We start from the raw sequence: 17,367 nt of genomic DNA on the forward strand, positions 1-17,367 counted from the left end.
CATTGCAGCGTAGAGCAACGCGGCGAGAGGAAAAGCGCTGCGAAAGGCGGAGAGGCGCGATGAAGCGGGTCGCAGGCGTGGACGGATGCAAGGGGGGCTGGATCGCGGCCATCGCACCGGCGGAGGACGATTCTGCCCCGGTGATCCGCGTTGTGCCGCGTCTTTCCGATTTGCTGGCGGAGCCGGATGCGCCCGTGCTCGTCGCCGTCGATATGCCGATCGGGCTTCCGGACCGGATCGAGGGATCGGGACGCGGGCCCGAGCAGCTGGTGCGCCCGCTCCTGGGCGGTCGGCAGTCCTCTGTCTTTTCGATCCCCTCGCGGTCGGCCGTGGAGGCGCAGGATTATGCCGAGGCCTGCCGGCTGGCGCTCGCCACCTCGCAGCCGCCCCGCCGGGTGTCGAAGCAGGGCTTCCATCTTTTTCCGAAGATCCGCGAGATCGACGGGCTGCTCAGGGCCGAGCCGGAACTGGTTATGCGTGTCGTCGAGGTGCATCCGGAGCTTGCCTTCCGAACGCTCGCAGGACGGCCGCTGCTTCACCCGAAGAAGATCAAGGGCGCGATCAACCCGGCAGGCATGGCTGAACGGCGGAGGCTGCTCGCGCAAGCGGGCCTGCCGGTTTCGGTTCTGGAAGGACCGGCGCCCCGTGGTGCCGCCCCCGACGATCTGCTCGATGCGCTGGCGGCTCTGGTCGTCGCGCGGCGCATCGCCGCCGGGCGCGGGACGCCCTTTCCCGATCCGCCCGGCCGCGATAGCCATGGCCTGCCCATCGCGATCTGGACCTTCGCGCCCGATCCGCCCCAGCAGGATGCCGCTATGACCGACCGCCCCGTCACCCGCCCAATGATCGACGAGGCGGCCGCACGCATCGCCGGCCATGCCCGCGTCACGCCGGTGATGCGGCTGGGGGCGGGCGCGCTGGGCTCCGAGGCCGACATCTCGCTGAAGCTCGAGTGCCTGCAGCATGCCGGCTCGTTCAAGACGCGCGGGGCGTTCAACAATCTTCTGTCGCTGAGCGTGCCGGAAGCCGGTGTCTCGGCGGCCTCGGGGGGCAATCACGGCGCGGCGGTGGCCTATGCCGCGCAGCAGCGCGGAGTGAAGGCGACGATCTTCGTGCCGGAGATTTCCCCCGCGGCGAAGATCGAGGCGATCCGCCGGTTCGGGGCCGAGGTGGTCATCGGCGGGGCGCAATATGACGATGCGCAGCTCGCCTGCGACCGCTTCGTCGCCGAGACCGGCGCACTCAAGATCCATCCCTTCGCCGCTCCGGAAACGATCGCCGGCCAGGGCACCCTCGGCCGCGAATGGGATGGGCAGGAGCCTGATCTCGACACGGTGCTCGTCGCCGTCGGCGGCGGCGGGCTGATCTCGGGCATCGCCAGCTGGTTCGCCGGCAGCAGGGTCAAGGTGGTCGGGGTCGAGCCTGAAGGTTCGCGCGCTTTGCAGGCCGCGCTCGAGGCGCGCGGGCCCGTGACCGTCTCGGTGGAGTCGGTCGCGGCCGATTCGCTCGGCGCCCGCAATGTGGGCCAGCTGGTCCATGATTGCTGCCAGGGTGCCGTCGACCATGTCGCGTTGGTGCCCGATGCCGCGATCACCGAGGCGCAAAAGCGGCTGTGGCGCGATTTCCGCCTCGCCATCGAGCCCGGCGGGGCCGCGGCCTTCGGCGCCCTCATCGCCGGCGCCTACAAGCCGGGGAAAGGCGAACGGCTGGGCGTGCTGGTCTGCGGGGCGAATGTCGACCTGGCAAAGCTGGCCGTGATCGCGGGCTGAGGCGGCACAGCCTGCGGCTTTCGTCTTTGGTCGGGGCTGGACGGGGCTCCATGTTGCGCCGCAAGATCTGCCCGATCAGGAGGCCGTCCGATGACCGGCAGCACGACGAAGACCAGTTCCGGCCGCTTCTTCGAGGATTTCGCCCTCGGCGAAACCATCGTGCATGCGACGCCGCGCACGGTGACGAGCGGCGACGTCGCGCTCTACACCGCGCTTTACGGGCCGCGTTTCGCCGTGCAGTCCTCGCAGGCCTTCGCTCGTGCGATCGGCTATCCCGAAGCGCCGGTGGACGATCTGCTGGTCTTCCACCTCGTTTTCGGCAAGACGGTTCCCGATGTCTCGCTGAACGCGGTCGCCAATCTCGGCTATGCCGATGGGCGCTTTCTCAAGCCGGTCTTCGTCGGCGACACGCTGTCGACGACCTCCGAGGTGATCGGGCTGAAGCAGGCCTCCTCAGGGGAGGCCGGCATCGTCTATGTGCGCTCGACCGGGCGCAACCAGCATCACGAGATCGTCCTGAGCTATGTGCGCTGGGTGCTGGTGCGCAAGCGTCTGCCGGGCACGCCGCCCCATGCCGAGCTGGTGCCGGAACTGCCGGCGGCGGTGGCGCCCGAGCGACTCGGCGAGGGCTGCCCGCCGCTCGATCCGGCCGCCTATGACGAGGCGCTCGCCGGATCGCGCTTTCGCTGGGCCGATTACCACCCCGGCGAAAAGATCGACCATGTCGACGGGATGACCGTCGAGGAAGCCGAGCATCAGCTCGCAACGCGGCTCTACCAGAACACCGCGCGGGTGCATTTCGACGGGCTGGCGGCGCGCGAAACCCGCTTCGGCAAGCGGCTGATCTATGGCGGCCATGTCATCAGCCTGGCGCGGGCCCTGTCGTTCAACGGATTGGGCAACGCCTTTCACCTCGCGGCCCTCAATGGCGGGCGCCATGTGGCGCCGCTCTTCGCGGGCGACACGGTCCATGCCTGGAGCGAGGTTCTGGACACAGCGCCGCTGCCCGGGCGCGGCGATGTCGGCGCCTTGCGGCTGCGGCTGGTGGCAGCCAAGAACCGCACCGCGAGCGAGCACCCCTACAAGGACGGCGAGCGCTACGCCGAGGGGGTGATCCTCGATCTAGACTATTGGGCGCTGCTGCCGCGATGAGCATGTCTGCATTTCAGCCGCGTCAAACACGAATGACAGATTTCGAAATCCGTCACCGAGGCGGAAGATGTCGCATTGCGGGGGCGCTCCTGTTTCGATAGAGAGCGGTTCATTCTAGAATGATCCCAAATGCGTCCCGCGTCCTGCGGGACCGCCCGACCGGAGAATGATCTTGGCCGAGGTCAAGCCCGCGGCTCGCCCGCTTTCCCCCCATCTGCAGATCTATCGCTGGTCCTGGACGATGGCGATGTCCGTCGCCCATCGTGTCACCGGCACCGGGCTCTATCTCGGCACCGTGCTGATCGCCGCCTGGCTGGTCGCTGCCGCCTCGGGTCCGCGCGCCTTCGAGACCGCGCAATGGGCGGCGGGCTCCATTCCGGGCCGGCTGGTGCTGTTTCTCTACAGCTTCGCGCTGATCCACCACATGCTCGGCGGCCTGCGCCATTTCGTCTGGGACATGGGCAAGGGCTACGAGCCCCAGACCCGCATGACCATGGCGAAATTCACGCTGATCGGCTCGGCCAGCCTGACGGTCCTGGTCTGGATCTTCGCTCTCGTCCTGCGCTGAGGAGCCTCGCCATGTCCCATTCCTCGATGCGCACCCCGCTCGGCCGCGTCCGCGGCCTCGGCTCGGCGAAATCCGGCACCGGCCATTTCTGGCTGCAGCGCGTGACCGCCGTCTCGAACCTGGTCCTCACCGTGATCTTCATCGGGATCGTGATCGCGCTCAGCGGCCGGCCCTATCCGGCGGCGATGGCTCTGCTCGGCAATCCGCTCGTCGCGATCCTGATGCTGCTCTTCATCCTGTCCGCCTGCGTCCATATGCGCCTCGGCATGCAGGTGATCATCGAGGATTATGTCCAGGAGGAAGGCCCCAAGATCCTCTTCGTGATGCTCAACACCTTCTTCGCCATCGCAGTGGGCGCCGCCAGCGTCTATGCGGTGTTGAAGCTCTCCTTCGGAGGCTGATCCCATGGCGATCACCAAGTTCCGCCCGGTCCCGGCCTATACCGGCACCGTCTATCCGATCACGGACCACACCTTCGACGTCGTCGTCGTCGGCGCCGGCGGCGCCGGCCTTCGCGCCACGGTGGGCTGCTCGCAGGCCGGCCTGCGCACGGCCTGCATCACCAAGGTGTTCCCGACGCGCTCGCACACCGTCGCGGCGCAGGGCGGCGTCGCCGCCTCGCTCGGCAATATGGGCAAGGACACCTGGCAGTGGCACATGTACGACACCGTCAAGGGGTCGGACTGGCTGGGCGACCAGGACGCGATCGAATATCTCGTGCGCAATGCGCCGGCCGCCGTCTACGAGCTGGAGCATTGGGGCGTGCCCTTCTCGCGCACCGAGGACGGCAAGATCTACCAGCGGCCCTTCGGCGGCATGACCACCGAGTTCGGCGAAGGCCCGCCGGCCCAGCGCACCTGCGCCGCCGCCGACCGCACCGGCCACGCCATGCTGCACACCCTCTATGGGCAGGCGCTGCGCTACAATACCGAGTTCTTCATCGAATACTTCGCCATCGACCTGATCATGGACGAGGAAGGCCATTGCCGCGGCGTGATCGCGCTCAAGCTCGATGACGGCACGCTGCATCGCTTCCGCGCCCAGCAGACGATCCTGGCGACGGGCGGCTATGGCCGCGCCTATTTCTCCGCGACCTCGGCCCATACCTGCACCGGCGACGGCGGCGGCATGGTGCTCCGTGCCGGCCTGCCGATGCAGGACATGGAGTTCGTGCAGTTCCACCCGACCGGCATCTATGGCTCGGGCTGCCTGATCACCGAGGGCGCGCGCGGCGAGGGCGGCTACCTCACCAATTCGGAAGGTGAGCGCTTCATGGAGCGCTATGCCCCCTCGGCCAAGGATCTCGCCTCGCGCGACGTCGTCTCTCGCTCGATGACGATGGAGATTCGCGCCGGCCGCGGCGTCGGCAAGAACAAGGACCACATCTACCTGCATCTCGACCATCTGGATCCGAAGATCCTGCACGAGCGCCTGCCCGGCATCTCGGAAAGCGCCAAGATCTTCGCCGGCGTCGACGTCACGCGCGAGCCGATCCCGGTGCTGCCGACGGTCCATTACAACATGGGCGGCATCCCGACGAACTTCCACGGCGAGGTGCTGACGAAGGTCGGCGGCGATCCGGACACGGTCGTGCCGGGGTTGATGGCGATCGGCGAGGCGGCCTGCGTCTCCGTCCACGGCGCCAATCGCCTGGGCTCCAACTCGCTGATCGACCTCGTCGTCTTCGGCCGGGCGGCCGGGCTGCGCTGCGCCGACACGGTGACGGCGGGCGAAAAGCAGCCGGAACTGCCGAAGGGCTCCTCCGATCTCGCGCTGTCGCGGCTGGACAAGTACCGCAACGCCTCGGGCGGCACGCCGACCGCGGTGCTGCGCGACCGCATGCAGCGGACGATGCAGAACAATTGCGCCGTCTATCGCGAAGGCGAGACGCTGGAAGAGGGCCACAAGCTGATCCACGAGGTCTGGAACGGCATCACCGATGTCGGCACCAAGGACCGCTCGCTGATCTGGAACTCGGACCTGATCGAGACGCTGGAATTCGACAACCTGATCACCCAGGCGGTCGTGACCATGGATTCGGCGCTGAACCGTCCTGAAAGCCGCGGCGCGCATGCCCGCGAGGATTATCCGAACCGCGACGACAAGGACTGGATGAAGCACACCCTCGCCTGGATCGACGACGCCAAGCGCGAGGTCACGCTCGACGACCGTCCGGTCCATACCTACACGATGTCCAACGACATCGAATACATCAAGCCGAAGGCGCGGGTGTACTGAGCGATGGCCGAATTCAATCTCCCGAAGAACTCCCGCCTGACCGAAGGCAAGACCTGGCCGAAGCCGGCCAGCGCCAAGAACGTCACCGAGTTCAAGGTCTATCGCTGGAGCCCGGACGACACCGAGAACCCGCGCACCGACACCTATTATGTCGACCGCGACGATTGCGGGCCGATGGTTCTGGATGCGCTGATCTGGATCAAGAACAAGGTCGACCCGACGCTGACCTTCCGCCGCTCCTGTCGCGAGGGCATCTGCGGTTCCTGCGCCATGAACATGGACGGCAAGAACGGGCTCGCCTGCACCACGGGTATCGACGAATGCAGCGGCACCGGCAAGGCGAGCGGCAAGGTCACCATCTATCCGCTGCCGCATATGCCGGTGGTCAAGGATTTGGTGCCGGACCTGACGCGCTTCTACGCCCAGCATGCCTCGATCGAGCCCTGGCTGCAGACGACGACGCCCGCCCCCGAAAAGGAGTGGCGCCAAGCCAAGGACGATCGCGAGAAGCTCGATGGGCTCTATGAGTGCATCCTCTGCGCCTGCTGCTCGACCTCCTGCCCGAGCTATTGGTGGAACGGCGACCGCTATCTCGGCCCCGCCGCGCTGCTGCAGGCCTATCGCTGGCTGATCGATAGCCGCGACGAGGCGACCGGCGAGCGGCTCGACAATCTGGAAGATCCCTTCCGGCTGTATCGCTGCCACACCATCATGAACTGCGCGAATGCCTGCCCCAAGGGCCTGAACCCGGCCAAGGCGATCGCGGAAGTGAAGAAGATGATGGTGGCCCGCCAGGTCTGAGCCGGCGCGCACGCTGCTGGCGCGGCCGTCCGGCGCGACGGCCTGCGCTTCCGGTGCTCACGGACGGCAGTCCGCTGCGCTCCGGTTCTCATCCGCCACACCAGTCGACTCACGCCAGCGCATTCGCGTCCGGCTCAGCAGCGCGTCATTCTGGCGTTCTGAGCCGGGGATGTTCCGCAGAAGGTCCTGCTGCCGAAGTGATCGGGTTGGTCCAGACCTCGAAGCGCTGTGCCGCGTTCAGCGGATATACCGCCCCGGCCGGAACGGCGCCGGGTCGATCGGCGGCTTCTCCCCGCAGACCATCGCCGCGATGATCTCGCCGGTGATCGGGCCGGTCGAGAAGCCGATATGCTGGTTGCCGAAGGCGAGCCAGAGTCCCGGATGGCGCGGCGCCTCGCCGATCATGGGCAGGGAATCCGGCAGGGTCGGCCGCGCGCCGCGCCAGGTTTCGCCGATGACCTCGCCGAGCGGCAGCGCCTCCCGGGCTGCCGCCGTCGCGGCATCGATCTGGCGATGCACGTCGGGCGCGTCGCGCAGCGAGAGATCGACCCCGCTGGTGATGCGGATGCCCTGCTCCATCGGGGCCATGTAATAGGCGCCGTCGACATCATAGATGGTTCGCGAAAGCCGCGCGCCGGCTTGGGGCGCGAGATGGCGGTGATAGCCGCGCTCGACATTCAGCCAGGGGTCGATGCCGAGCGGCTTCAGCAGATCGCCGCTCCAGGGGCCGAGAGCGACCACCGCGATCTCGGCCTCGGAGCCTCCCGTGGAGGTTTCGGCTCGCCAGCCTGCGGCGGCGCGGGAAAGGCGGGTGACGGCGGCCTGTTCGATACGGCCGCCCCGTTCCGCGAAGAGCGCGGCATAGGCCGCGGTGACGGCTCCGGGTGAATCGACCGAACCGACGCAGGGAATCAGAAGCCCGGCGGGAAAGATCGGGTTCAGCCCCGGTTCGATGCCAGAAATGCCCTGCCTGTCGAGGATCTGGGAATCAATGCCGTGGCTTTTCAGGAAGTCGTGCTCGGCGCGGGCGGCGTCGTGCCCGGCCTGCGTGCGCCAGAGCTTGAGCGTCCCGGTGTCGCGCAGGCGGTGCAGGACACCGGCCTGCTCCATCAGGGCGCGGTGGTGCGTCACCGTGTCGGCGGTCAGCGACTGCAGCGCGGCGATGCGGGCCCTGGCCTGCGAGGGCCGCGCCTCCCAGAGAAAGCGCAGCAGCCAGCCGGGCTGGGTGAGGGCGCGGCGCCAGCTCAGATTCAGCGCCGGGTGGCGGTTGCCAAGATAGCCGGCGATCTTGCCATAGAGCGCGGGGTTGTTCAGCGGAACGATCGAGGAGGCGGCAAGCACGCCGGCATTGCCATAGGAGGTCTCGCGCCCCGGCTCGCGCCGGTCGATCAAGGTGACGGTGATGCCGCGCTTCTGAAGCGCGAGCGCACAGGAGACACCGATCATGCCGGCGCCGAGAACGAGAGCGGTGCGGGTCACGCCGGCGCCCCGTCCGCCGGAGCTTTCAGCCAGTGGTCGAGAAAGGCGTCGAGCCAGCGGCGGATGGCCGGGTCATGCTGGAACCAGCCCGGGATATGCGTGTGGCCGAGCTGGGCGCCAGGCATCAGCGTGCGCTCATAGCCGCGCACCGACCAGCGATACATCATCGCCGGCGTCACCTCGGGGTGGAACTGGATGCCGTACGCCCTCGAGCCGGCGCGGATCGCCTGCGTCGGAAAATCGCCGCCGATGGCGAGGCATTGCGCGTCGCAAGGGCAGTCGAAGCCGTCGCGGTGCCATTGATAGACCGTCTCCGGCCAGACGAACCCCGCCTCGTCGGCATGGGCCTGCCCGGCCTGAGTGATCGCGAGAGGGTAATAGCCGACCTCGGCGCGGCCTTCGCCATGGGTATAGACTCGGGCGCCCATCTGCTTGGCGAGCATCTGCGCTCCGAGGCAGATCCCGAGGAAGGGCGCGTCTTCCTTCAAGCAGGTGCCGATCCAGTCGATCTCGGTCTTGACGAAGTCGTCCGGGTCGTTGGCGCCCATCGGCCCGCCGAAAATCACCGCGCCGGCATGGTCGCGCATCGTTCGCGGCAGCGGATCGCCGAAGCGCGGCTTGCGGATGTCGAGTGCATGGCCCCTCGCTTCCAGCAGGCGCCCGACGCGCCCCGGCGTCGATTGCTCTTGATGCAGCACAATAAGGATCGGCTTCGGCCGAGGCGCGCGCCTGCTCGCCGGGGAGCCGGACACGGGAAGCGAGGGGGCCAAGGGAAAAGCGTGATCGTTCATCCGCGAGTTTCGCCAGCGCCGGAGCAAGCGGATCCGGCATCGCAAAGAATGAATTCGGGCCGCGTCCCAGACAAGCAAATCCTGAGCCGACACCCTGCCGGGCGCGCAAGGCCCGCATGCCCATTTCGCAGGCAACCACTTTTCGCAGGCGATCATGGCCGAGGCGGGGCAACATTTGACCTCATCGTCGATATAAGGCATGAGAATGAACGTTCATTCTCATTCAGCGTCGTATGATGACCATCGTTGTCCAGCCCAACGCGGCCGAGCCGTCTCTTTCCGAGCGCCATATCCGCATCCTCGACGCGGCCGAGCGGGTCTTCGCGCGCGCCGGCTTCCATGCGGCGACGATGCAGGATGTTGCGCGCGAGGCTGGCATGAGCCCGGGTAATCTCTATCGCTACTTCGCCTCCAAGGATGTGCTGGTGGCGGGAATGGCGGAGCGCGATCGCAGCCAGATCGCCCAGGACTTCGCCGATCTCTGCCCCGCCCGGGGCCCGGTGCTGGATCAGCTCGAGGCGCTCGGAGGCAGGCTCCTCGTCGAGGAGCCGCGCGACAAGGCGGTGATCGCCCTCCAGATCTGGGCCGAAGCCGCGCGCAACCCCGAGATGGCGCGGATGTGCGCGTCGATCGACGGCACCGTGATGCGCGGTCTCGCCGCTGCCGTTGCCGAAGCCAAGCGCAATGGCGAGCTGCCGGAACGGCTGGACGAGCAGTGCTTCCTGCTCGCCATCAGCATGATGGCCGATGGCTTTCTCTGCCGGCGTGCCGTGGACCCTTTCTTCGACAGCGCCCTCGCGGGCCAGGCCCTGTTCGCCGCCATGCGCGCGCTGGCCCAGACCCTGCTGCTGCCGGAAGCGGAGGCCCGAGCATGATGGTCCAGCGCGACGTCAGGGCCGTATCAGCCGCCATCAACGGGGACGGACAGATGATGACGAAGCTTCGCGGGCTGCGCCGCGCCATGGCGAGGTTGAGCGTCCTCATCCCGCTCGCCGGGCTTTCGATCACCGGCACCAGCGCGCAGGAGGCGCCCGCCTCCCGGCAGGCGGCCGGGCCGTCCGTCACCGTTACGCAGGCGAAGACGACCGAGATCGTCCAGAGCGTCGTCGTCGCCGGCTCGATGGTGGCACGCGACGAGGTGCTGGTGCTGCCGGAAGTGGATGGGCTCTCGATCGTCGAGCTGCTCGCCGAGGAGGGGGACCGCGTCGCCAAGGGGCAGATTCTGGCCAGGCTCAACCGCAGCATGCTGGACGTGCAGAAGGGCCAGAACGACGCGCAGATCGCCCGCACCGAAGCGCTGATCGCGCAAGCCAGCGCGCAGATCGCCGAAGCCGATGCCAATCTGGTGCAGGCCAACAACGCCTTCGACCGGACACGGACCCTGCGCGAGAACGGCAATGCCAGCGTTGAGACCTTCGACCAGCGTGCGGCGGCAGCCCGCGCGGGCCAGGCGCGGGCCAATTCGGCGCGGCAGGCGCTCGCCATCGCCAAGGCGGATCTCGCCGCCGCGCAGGCACAGGGCCGCGACATCGAGCTGCGCCTCGCGCGTACCGAGATCAAGGCGCCGGCCGGCGGTCTCGTTAGCCGCCGCACGGCCCGGCTCGGCGCCATCGCGCCGATGGCGTCGGAGCCCCTGTTCCGCATCATCGCCGACGGGGCCGTCGAGCTGCAGGCCGATGTGGCCGAGGTCGAGCTGCCGAGCCTGAAGATTGGCCAGAAGGTCGCGGTGACGCCGGCCGGCGCGCGCGAAGCGCTGGCCGGGTCCATCCGCCTGATCGCGCCGGAGGTGGACAAGGCCTCGCGGCTCGGCCGGGTGCGCGTGGCGCTGGAGGGCAACCCGCCCGTCGCCATCGGCAGCTTCGCCAAGGGCGTGATCGAGACCGGGCGCAAGAGCGCCGTCACCCTGCCGCTTTCGGCGATCACCTATATCCGGGGCGGCGCGACGGCTCAGCTGGTCAAGGACGGCAAGGTCGAGACGCGCAAGGTCGTGCTCGGGCTCATGGGCGGTGGCCGCGTCGAGATCGCCTCGGGCCTCGCCGAGGGCGAGACGGTGGTGGCGCGGGCGGGCACCTTCGTGCGCGACGGCGACCTCGTCACGCCCGTGCCGGTTAACTGACGGGCAGGGCGGCATGAACATCAATTTCTCGGCCTGGTCGATCCGCAAGCCGATCCCGGCGATCCTGCTTTTCGTCGTGCTGTGCGTGCTGGGGCTGATCTCGTTCTCGCAGCTGCCGGTGACGCGCTTTCCGAATATCGACGTGCCGCTGGTCTCGATCACGGTGACGCAGTCCGGCGCGGCCCCGGCCGAGCTGGAGACGCAGGTCAGCAAGCGGGTCGAGGATGCCGTCGCCAACATCCCCGGCGTCAAGCATCTGCGCTCGACGCTGACCGACGGCCAGTCGCAGACGATCATCGAGTTCCGGCTGGAGACGAACACCGACCGGGCGGTCAACGACGTGAAGGACGCGATCGCCAAGATACGGGCCGACCTGCCGCGCACGATCGACGAGCCGGTGATCCAGCGCATCGATGTCGAGGGCCAGTCGATCCTGACCTATGGCGCGGCCTCGCCCGGCATGACGCTGGAGCAGCTCTCCTGGCATGTCGACGATGTCGTCGCGCGCGAATTGCAGGGTCTGAAAGGCGTCGGCCGGGTCGAGCGCTATGGCGGCGTCGACCGCGAGATCCGCATCTCGCTCGATCCCGACCGGCTGCTGGCGCTCGGCATCACGGCGGGCGAGGTCAACCGGCAGGTCCGGGCAACCAATGTCGACCTCGCCGGCGGGCGCGGCGAGGTCGGCGGCCAGGAGCAGGCGATCCGCACCCTTGCCGGCGCCAGGACCGTGGCCGATCTCGCCGAGACCAAGATCCTGCTGTCGGGCGGGCGCGAGGTCCGGCTGAAGGAGCTCGGCCGCGTCGAGGATTCCAACTCCGAGCCGCGCGCCTTCGGCCGGCTGAACAAGAGCCCGGTCGTCTCCTTCGCCGTGTTCCGCTCCAAAGGCTCGAGCGAGCTCTCCGTGAAGGATGTGGTGTCGGCGCGCATCGCCGAACTGAACAAGCGCTATCCGGATGTCAGGATCGCGCCGATCGACGACGCCGTCGCCTACACCGCCGGCAACTACAAGGCGGCGATGGAGACGCTGCTGGAGGGCGCCGCGCTCGCGGTCATCGTCGTCTTCCTGTTCCTGCGCAACTGGCGGGCGACGCTGATCACGGCGATCGCGCTGCCTCTGTCGGCCATTCCCACCTTCTGGGCGATGCAGCTGATGGGCTTTTCGCTCAACCTCGTCAGCCTGCTCGGCATCACGCTGGTGACGGGCATCCTCGTCGACGACGCCATCGTCGAGATCGAGAACATCGTCCGGCATATGAAGATGGGCAAATCGCCCTATCGCGCCGCGATGGAGGCGGCGGACGAGATCGGCCTCGCCGTCATCGCGATCACGCTGACCATCGTGGCGATCTTTGCGCCGGTCTCGTTCATGGGCGGGGTGGCGGGGCAGTATTTCCGCCAGTTCGGACTGACGGTCGCGGTCGCGGTGCTGTTCTCGCTGCTCGTGGCGCGGCTGATCACGCCGATGATGGCGGCTTATCTCATGAAGCCCGTCGATCATGCCGAGCCGAAGGATGGGCGCATCATGGGCGCCTATATCGGCCTGCTGCGCGCGACGCTGAAGAAGCGGCGCATTCCCATCCTGCCGCGACGCGGCGGGGCCGGCTGGCGGACGATCCCCTTCAACACGGCCTATGCGACGCTGATCGTCGGCTTCCTGTTCCTGTTCGGGTCGATCCAGGCGACGCAGATGCTGCCGACCGGCTTCATTCCGGACGAGGACACCTCGCGTGTCGTCGCCTCGGTCGAATTGCCGCCGGGCGCCACGCTCGACGACACCCGCCTCACCACCGACAGGCTGGTGGATGCGCTGAAGACCATTCCCGAAGTGCGCGACGTCTTCGTGCTGGGCGGCGCTTCCCCAACCGGCCAGCGCGAGGTGCGCCGCGCTGCCGTCTTCATCCTTCTCAAGCATAAATCGGAGCGCGCGATCGCGCAGAAGGAACTCAAGGTCACCATCGCCGAGAAGCTCGCCAGCGTGCCGGACGTCCGCGCCTGGTATGTCAACGAGCGCGGCGAGCGCGAAATGGCCTTCTCGATCCTGTCCAAGGACGGCGATGCGCTCGACGAGGCGGTGGCCAGGATCGAGGCGCGGATGCGCCAGGTGCCGGGCTATCTCAACGTCGCCACCGCCGGCTCGCTCAACCGGCCGGAGCTGCGCATCACGCCCAAGCTCGAGGAGGCCGCCAGCCTCGGCGTGACGCCCGAGGCGATCTCCGAAGCGGTGCGCGTCGCGACGCTCGGCGATGTCGGCGCCAATCTCGCCAAGTTCACGGCCGGGGATCGGCAGGTGCCGATCCGCGTGCAGCTCGACGAGGCGGCCCGCACCGACATCCGCAACATCGCGGCGTTGCGGGTGACCAACACGAGCGGCGTCTCGATTCCGCTGACGGCTGTGGCGCGGATCGGCTTCGGCGACGGGCCTTCCTCGATTGACCGCTATGACCGCGTGCGGCGGGCGCAGATCGGTGCCGATCTCAGACGTGGCTTCGAGCTGGGCACAGCGCAGGATACCTTCCTCGATATCGTCAAGCAGGTCGGCTTGCCGGACGGTGTCTGGATCGCGACCACTGGCGATGCCGAGGTGCAGGGCGAGGTGGTGCAGGGCTTCATCCAGGCGATGACGACCGGGCTCATGCTCGTCCTCGCCGTGCTGATCCTGCTGTTCGGCTCGGTCTTCCAGCCGATCACCATCCTGCTGTCCCTGCCACTCTCCTTCGGCGGCGTGGTGATCGCGCTGCTGGCAACCGGCAAGCCGGTCTCGATGCCGGTCTATATCGGGCTGCTGATGCTGATGGGCATCGTCACCAAGAACGCGATCATGCTGGTCGATTTCGCGGTCGAGGAGGTGGCGCGCGGCAAGGACCGGATGACGGCGGTGGTCGAGGCCGGGCGCAAGCGGGCGCGGCCGATCCTGATGACCACCATCGCCATGGCCGCCGGCATGGCGCCCTCGGCCTATGGCGTCGGCGATGGTGGCGAGTTCCGCTCGCCCATGGCGATCGCGGTGATCGGCGGCCTGCTGGTCTCGACCGTGCTGTCGCTGGTCTTCGTGCCGTCCTTCTATTCGGTGATGGACGATCTCTCGCGGCTCACGGGCCGGATCTTCGGCCGCTTCTTCAGCAAGGCCGAGGATGACAGCCAGTGGCGGCCGATCCATGATCCCGAACAGGGCACGCCCGGCGAGGCGACGGCCGAGGCGATGGGTGCGCGGGTGCCGCCGCGGCTGGCGGCCGAGTAAGGCAAGCCACCTCTCGGTGCCGGCGCGGCTGATCCGCCCTTAGCCGGACGGCGTAAGGACCAGAACAGTCCCGCCGGAGCGGCTTTCCCATGCCCAAGATGCGCAGCAAGGCCGATCTGCCGAGCAAGACCTGCGCGGTCTGCCGGCGCCCCTTCGCCTGGCGCAAGAAATGGGAGCGGGTCTGGGAGACGATCGAGACCTGCTCCGACCGCTGCCGGAATCAGGCGCGGCGCGAGCGGCGGGCGGCCCGATGAGCCGGCTCATTTTCATTCTCGGCGACCAGTTGAGCCGCGACGTCTCCTCCCTCGACAGACTGCAAGCCGGCGACGTCGTGCTGATGGTCGAGGTGGCGGAGGAGACGACCTATGTCCGCCATCACAAGCAGAAGATCGCCTTCATCCTCTCGGCGATGCGCCATTTCGCGGAGGAGCTGAGGGCCGAGGGCATCGCCGTCGATTATGTGCCGCTGGATGCGCCGCAGAATACCGGATCCTTCACCGGCGAGCTCGCGCGTGCGGTGAAGCGCCACCAGGCGACGGCCGTGGTCGTAACGGAGCCCGGCGAATGGCGCGTGCGCCGGATGATGGATGATTGGCCGGAGGCGACGGGCGTGCCGGTCGAGATCCGCGAAGACGACCGTTTCCTGTGCTCCCGCGCCGAGTTCCGGGCCTGGGCCGGCGAGCGCAAGAGCTATCGGATGGAGTTCTTCTACCGCGAGATGCGGCGCCGCACCGGCCTCCTGATGGAGGAGGATGCACCGGTCGGCGGGCAATGGAATTTCGATGCCGAGAACCGCAAACCCCTGCCGAAAGATCTTGCGATCCCGCGTCGGCCCGCCTTCCCGAAGGATGCGATCACGAGCGGGGTGATAGCGATGGTGGCGGAGCGCTTCGGCGCGCATTTCGGCGACCTGGACGATTTCGGCTGGCCGGTGACGCGGGAGGATGCGCTGAAGGCGCTGGACTGGTTCATCGCAAAGGGCTTGCCGCGCTTCGGTGACTTCCAGGATGCGATGGCGCAGCGCGATCCCTTTCTCTTCCACGCGCTGCTCTCACCCTGCCTCAATGCCGGTCTGCTGCTGGCGCGCGAGGTCTGCGTCGCGGCCGAGACGGCGTATCGCCGCGGCGACGTTCCGCTGAACGCCGCCGAGGGTTTCATCCGGCAGATTCTCGGTTGGCGGGAATATGTTCGCGGGATCTATTGGCTGGAGATGCCGGCCTATGCGCAGACCAATGCGCTGAAGGCCGAGCGGCCTCTGCCATGGTTCTACTGGTCGGGCGAGACGGCGATGAACTGCATGGCGCGCACGATCCACGATACGCGCCGCCACGCCTATGCCCATCACATCCAGCGGCTGATGGTGACGGGGAATTTCGCGCTGCTCGCCGGCATCCGCCCGGCCGAGATCGAGGAATGGTATCTTATCGTCTATGCCGACGCTTATGACTGGGTCGAATTGCCCAATGTCCACGGCATGGTCGCTTTCGCCGATGGCGGCCTGCTGGCCTCCAAGCCTTACGCGGCATCCGGCGCCTACATCGACCGCATGTCGGATTACTGCGGTGGGTGCGCCTATAGCCCGGGCATCAAGACCGGCGAGGGCGCCTGTCCCTTCAACCTGCTCTATTGGGATTTCCTCGCCCGCAACCGCGACACGCTCGCGCGCCTGCCGCGGATGGCGATGCCCTATCGCACCCTCGACAAGATGCCGGCGGCGCGGGTGGCGACGATCCGGGCCGAGGCGCAGGCGTTTCTGGACGGGATGGAAAAGCCGGAGGCGGTGGAGACGAAGCGAGGGCAGGGCGAGCTTTTCGAGAGGTGAATGCTTCGCTCAGTTCAAGCGAAGCCGCCGCATATCAGAGCTGTTCGAGCGGAAAGGGCGTCGGCTCATAGATGTCTTCGAGGCCATTGCGCACGACGAATTCGTCTTCCCATTGATGCAGGAGAGCGACGGCGCCAGGGCGGTCTCCTGAGGCCATGAGGTTGCCGAGCTCGAAAGCCTTCTGGTGGGATTCCAGCTCCCATTCGCGAATGGCCCCCTGCCTGGTCTCCTCATAGACCGCCAGCGCCTCTTCCCAGTTTCCCAAGGCCGCCGACATCGAGATGCGAAAGGGTCTGTACGCGAGAGCGCTGTCGTATTCGAAAGAACGTGGAAATCCCTCTATCCGGAACATGTCGTCGATTGTCTGAGCGCGGCGCAGCATCGGCAATATGCTGTTTTCAATCGTCTCTACTGCCGTCTCCGTGAACCCCGGTTCCGACCACTGGTTCGGCCTACCGCGCGGCATCCAGAACCATTCCCACGCAAGACCGTCCAGCCTGCCGTGCGGGTTGAAGCAGTGCCCGACATGCCAATGAAAAACCGGGCAATCGGCGCGAGATGTGCGGTCGATCGAGATCGCCCGACAGACGTGTCTCACGGGCTTGAGCAGCAGATAGGGGACCTTGAAGAACCGATGCTCCTTGACGACGAGATCGCCATTGCGCGCGACCAATACGTCGAACAATGACTTCATCTGCTTTTTTGTCGTCATCGTCCGGGCCTCACCTCCGTCAAGATGATGCGGTTGACGTTCGTGAACCCGAGCCTGGCGGCGTTGGCCATGATTTCCACCCGCCTATCACCTAAGCCGCTACGGCCCGTCTTGAGGTCATATACGCACAACGTGCCGTCAGGTCGGAGTTCATAGGCGTCGAAACGAACCGAGCTCGGATAGCCATAGCGTACTTCTCCCGCATTGCCTTCGAAGCGCTCCTTCAAGAACGAGCGTTCAGCCTTGAAATAGGGATCGCGCTGATCGTTGATGTACTTTGCGAAATGGGAGTGAACGTCGGTTCCGTAGGCTGCCAACGAGGGGAACAGGTCCGGCGAGCCCGCCGCATTGGCCGCTCGGTCCGCCAATGATCGGACCTCGGGCCAGCGTCGGCAAGCCAGCTCGACTTCTTCGTTACGGAGACGTCCGGAGTATGTCAGGGCGGCTTTGCCGCTGGTGCTGTCGCCAGCACGGTAATCCCAGGCGTTGAAGCCCATGATGGCCTGCTGGCCATCAATGCCGTTGCTCTGCGACTGCCAACCGAAAAGGATCGCGCCGCCTGTAACGATCGTGGCGCCGGCGGCGGGCAAAAGCGGAGCGAAGGCCGGCTGGACCGTCGCGTCAGGGTCCGGTCCATCCGGCGTCCAGACGGTCCGCGCGGCAAGCTCGCCATCGGGACCG

At 67.2% G+C, this 17,367-nt stretch carries 15 protein-coding genes; 11 read left to right on the forward strand and 4 right to left on the reverse strand.

What is annotated here, in order from left to right; genetic code table 11:
* The first annotated feature begins 59 nt into the window (after positions 1–59).
* The 6 genes from ACOJTB_RS07725 (at position 60) to ACOJTB_RS07750 (ending at position 6,528) form a co-directional block, all read left to right on the forward strand.
* Positions 60–1,769 carry a serine/threonine dehydratase gene (locus tag ACOJTB_RS07725; RefSeq protein WP_420101942.1) on the forward strand — a complete coding sequence of 570 codons (1,710 nt, stop codon included), beginning with the start codon at positions 60–62 and terminating at the stop codon, positions 1,767–1,769.
* A 90-nt stretch (positions 1,770–1,859) separates the two neighbouring features.
* Entirely contained in the window at positions 1,860–2,921 is a 1,062-nt protein-coding gene (locus tag ACOJTB_RS07730) for a MaoC family dehydratase (protein WP_420101943.1), read from the forward strand.
* 166 nt (positions 2,922–3,087) lie between these two features.
* Positions 3,088–3,489 (forward strand): succinate dehydrogenase, cytochrome b556 subunit, encoded by a 402-nt coding sequence (sdhC, locus tag ACOJTB_RS07735; protein WP_420101944.1) that lies wholly within the window; start codon positions 3,088–3,090, stop codon positions 3,487–3,489.
* An 11-nt stretch (positions 3,490–3,500) separates the two neighbouring features.
* Positions 3,501–3,890: a succinate dehydrogenase, hydrophobic membrane anchor protein gene (sdhD, locus tag ACOJTB_RS07740; RefSeq protein WP_420101945.1), complete on the forward strand. Its 390-nt coding sequence runs from the start codon at positions 3,501–3,503 to the stop codon at positions 3,888–3,890.
* Between the two features lie 4 nt (positions 3,891–3,894).
* Positions 3,895–5,727, forward strand: coding sequence for a succinate dehydrogenase flavoprotein subunit (sdhA, locus tag ACOJTB_RS07745; protein ID WP_420101946.1), 1,833 nt, complete (start codon positions 3,895–3,897; stop codon positions 5,725–5,727).
* 3 nt (positions 5,728–5,730) lie between these two features.
* The gene (locus tag ACOJTB_RS07750; protein ID WP_420101947.1) at positions 5,731–6,528 is read left to right on the forward strand and encodes a succinate dehydrogenase iron-sulfur subunit; all 798 of its coding nucleotides are present in this window, start codon (positions 5,731–5,733) and stop codon (positions 6,526–6,528) included.
* 237 nt (positions 6,529–6,765) lie between these two features.
* On the opposite strand, the gene ACOJTB_RS07755 is transcribed toward ACOJTB_RS07750, so the two are convergent.
* Positions 6,766–8,007, reverse strand: coding sequence for an NAD(P)/FAD-dependent oxidoreductase (locus ACOJTB_RS07755; RefSeq protein WP_420101948.1), 1,242 nt, complete (start codon positions 8,005–8,007; stop codon positions 6,766–6,768).
* Positions 8,004–8,798 carry a glutamine amidotransferase gene (locus tag ACOJTB_RS07760; protein WP_420101949.1) on the reverse strand — a complete coding sequence of 265 codons (795 nt, stop codon included), beginning with the start codon at positions 8,796–8,798 and terminating at the stop codon, positions 8,004–8,006. The genes ACOJTB_RS07755 and ACOJTB_RS07760 overlap by 4 nt, the downstream gene beginning before the upstream one ends.
* Before the next feature lie 236 nt (positions 8,799–9,034).
* Here ACOJTB_RS07760 and ACOJTB_RS07765 point away from each other — a divergent pair, with 236 nt between their 5' ends.
* From ACOJTB_RS07765 to ACOJTB_RS07785, 5 genes are all read left to right on the forward strand, one after another.
* A complete protein-coding gene (locus tag ACOJTB_RS07765; RefSeq protein ID WP_420101950.1) occupies positions 9,035–9,673 on the forward strand; it encodes a TetR/AcrR family transcriptional regulator in 639 nt (212 codons plus the stop codon).
* On the forward strand, positions 9,670–10,914 hold the full coding sequence (locus ACOJTB_RS07770) for an efflux RND transporter periplasmic adaptor subunit (RefSeq protein ID WP_420101951.1): 1,245 nt from the start codon (positions 9,670–9,672) through the stop codon (positions 10,912–10,914). Before ACOJTB_RS07765 ends, ACOJTB_RS07770 begins: the two co-directional genes overlap by 4 nt.
* Before the next feature lie 13 nt (positions 10,915–10,927).
* Positions 10,928–14,152 carry an efflux RND transporter permease subunit gene (locus tag ACOJTB_RS07775; RefSeq protein ID WP_420101952.1) on the forward strand — a complete coding sequence of 1,075 codons (3,225 nt, stop codon included), beginning with the start codon at positions 10,928–10,930 and terminating at the stop codon, positions 14,150–14,152.
* Between the two features lie 89 nt (positions 14,153–14,241).
* Positions 14,242–14,406, forward strand: a complete 165-nt coding sequence (locus ACOJTB_RS07780) for a DUF2256 domain-containing protein (protein WP_420101953.1) — start codon at positions 14,242–14,244, stop codon at positions 14,404–14,406.
* Complete coding sequence (locus tag ACOJTB_RS07785; RefSeq protein ID WP_420101954.1) at positions 14,403–15,974, forward strand: cryptochrome/photolyase family protein; 1,572 nt, start codon at positions 14,403–14,405, stop codon at positions 15,972–15,974. The genes ACOJTB_RS07780 and ACOJTB_RS07785 overlap by 4 nt, the downstream gene beginning before the upstream one ends.
* A gap of 34 nt (positions 15,975–16,008) precedes the next feature.
* Here the strand turns inward: ACOJTB_RS07785 and ACOJTB_RS07790 are convergent, their stop codons facing one another.
* Positions 16,009–16,686 carry a hypothetical protein gene (locus ACOJTB_RS07790; protein WP_420101955.1) on the reverse strand — a complete coding sequence of 226 codons (678 nt, stop codon included), beginning with the start codon at positions 16,684–16,686 and terminating at the stop codon, positions 16,009–16,011.
* The coding region (locus ACOJTB_RS07795) for a hypothetical protein (RefSeq protein ID WP_420101956.1) at positions 16,683–17,367 on the reverse strand (685 nt) is incomplete at its 5' end. The genes ACOJTB_RS07790 and ACOJTB_RS07795, both read right to left, overlap by 4 nt.

Source organism: Allobosea sp., assembly GCF_048595345.1.
Classification (GTDB): Bacteria; Pseudomonadota; Alphaproteobacteria; order Rhizobiales; family Beijerinckiaceae; genus Allobosea.

What these genes read in the sequence shown, in the direction of transcription:
- sdhC (WP_420101944.1), top strand. Translation starts at nt 3,088, where the DNA reads ATGATCTTGGCCGAGGTCAAGCCCGCGGCTCGCCCGCTTTCCCCCCAT.
- ACOJTB_RS07780 (WP_420101953.1), top strand. Translation starts at nt 14,242, where the DNA reads ATGCCCAAGATGCGCAGCAAGGCCGATCTGCCGAGCAAGACCTGCGCG.
- ACOJTB_RS07725 (WP_420101942.1), top strand. Translation starts at nt 60, where the DNA reads ATGAAGCGGGTCGCAGGCGTGGACGGATGCAAGGGGGGCTGGATCGCG.
- ACOJTB_RS07790 (WP_420101955.1), bottom strand. Translation starts at nt 16,686, where the DNA reads ATGACGACAAAAAAGCAGATGAAGTCATTGTTCGACGTATTGGTCGCG.
- ACOJTB_RS07760 (WP_420101949.1), bottom strand. Translation starts at nt 8,798, where the DNA reads ATGAACGATCACGCTTTTCCCTTGGCCCCCTCGCTTCCCGTGTCCGGC.
- ACOJTB_RS07785 (WP_420101954.1), top strand. Translation starts at nt 14,403, where the DNA reads ATGAGCCGGCTCATTTTCATTCTCGGCGACCAGTTGAGCCGCGACGTC.
- sdhD (WP_420101945.1), top strand. Translation starts at nt 3,501, where the DNA reads ATGTCCCATTCCTCGATGCGCACCCCGCTCGGCCGCGTCCGCGGCCTC.
- ACOJTB_RS07775 (WP_420101952.1), top strand. Translation starts at nt 10,928, where the DNA reads ATGAACATCAATTTCTCGGCCTGGTCGATCCGCAAGCCGATCCCGGCG.
- ACOJTB_RS07765 (WP_420101950.1), top strand. Translation starts at nt 9,035, where the DNA reads ATGACCATCGTTGTCCAGCCCAACGCGGCCGAGCCGTCTCTTTCCGAG.
- ACOJTB_RS07770 (WP_420101951.1), top strand. Translation starts at nt 9,670, where the DNA reads ATGATGGTCCAGCGCGACGTCAGGGCCGTATCAGCCGCCATCAACGGG.
- ACOJTB_RS07730 (WP_420101943.1), top strand. Translation starts at nt 1,860, where the DNA reads ATGACCGGCAGCACGACGAAGACCAGTTCCGGCCGCTTCTTCGAGGAT.
- ACOJTB_RS07750 (WP_420101947.1), top strand. Translation starts at nt 5,731, where the DNA reads ATGGCCGAATTCAATCTCCCGAAGAACTCCCGCCTGACCGAAGGCAAG.
- sdhA (WP_420101946.1), top strand. Translation starts at nt 3,895, where the DNA reads ATGGCGATCACCAAGTTCCGCCCGGTCCCGGCCTATACCGGCACCGTC.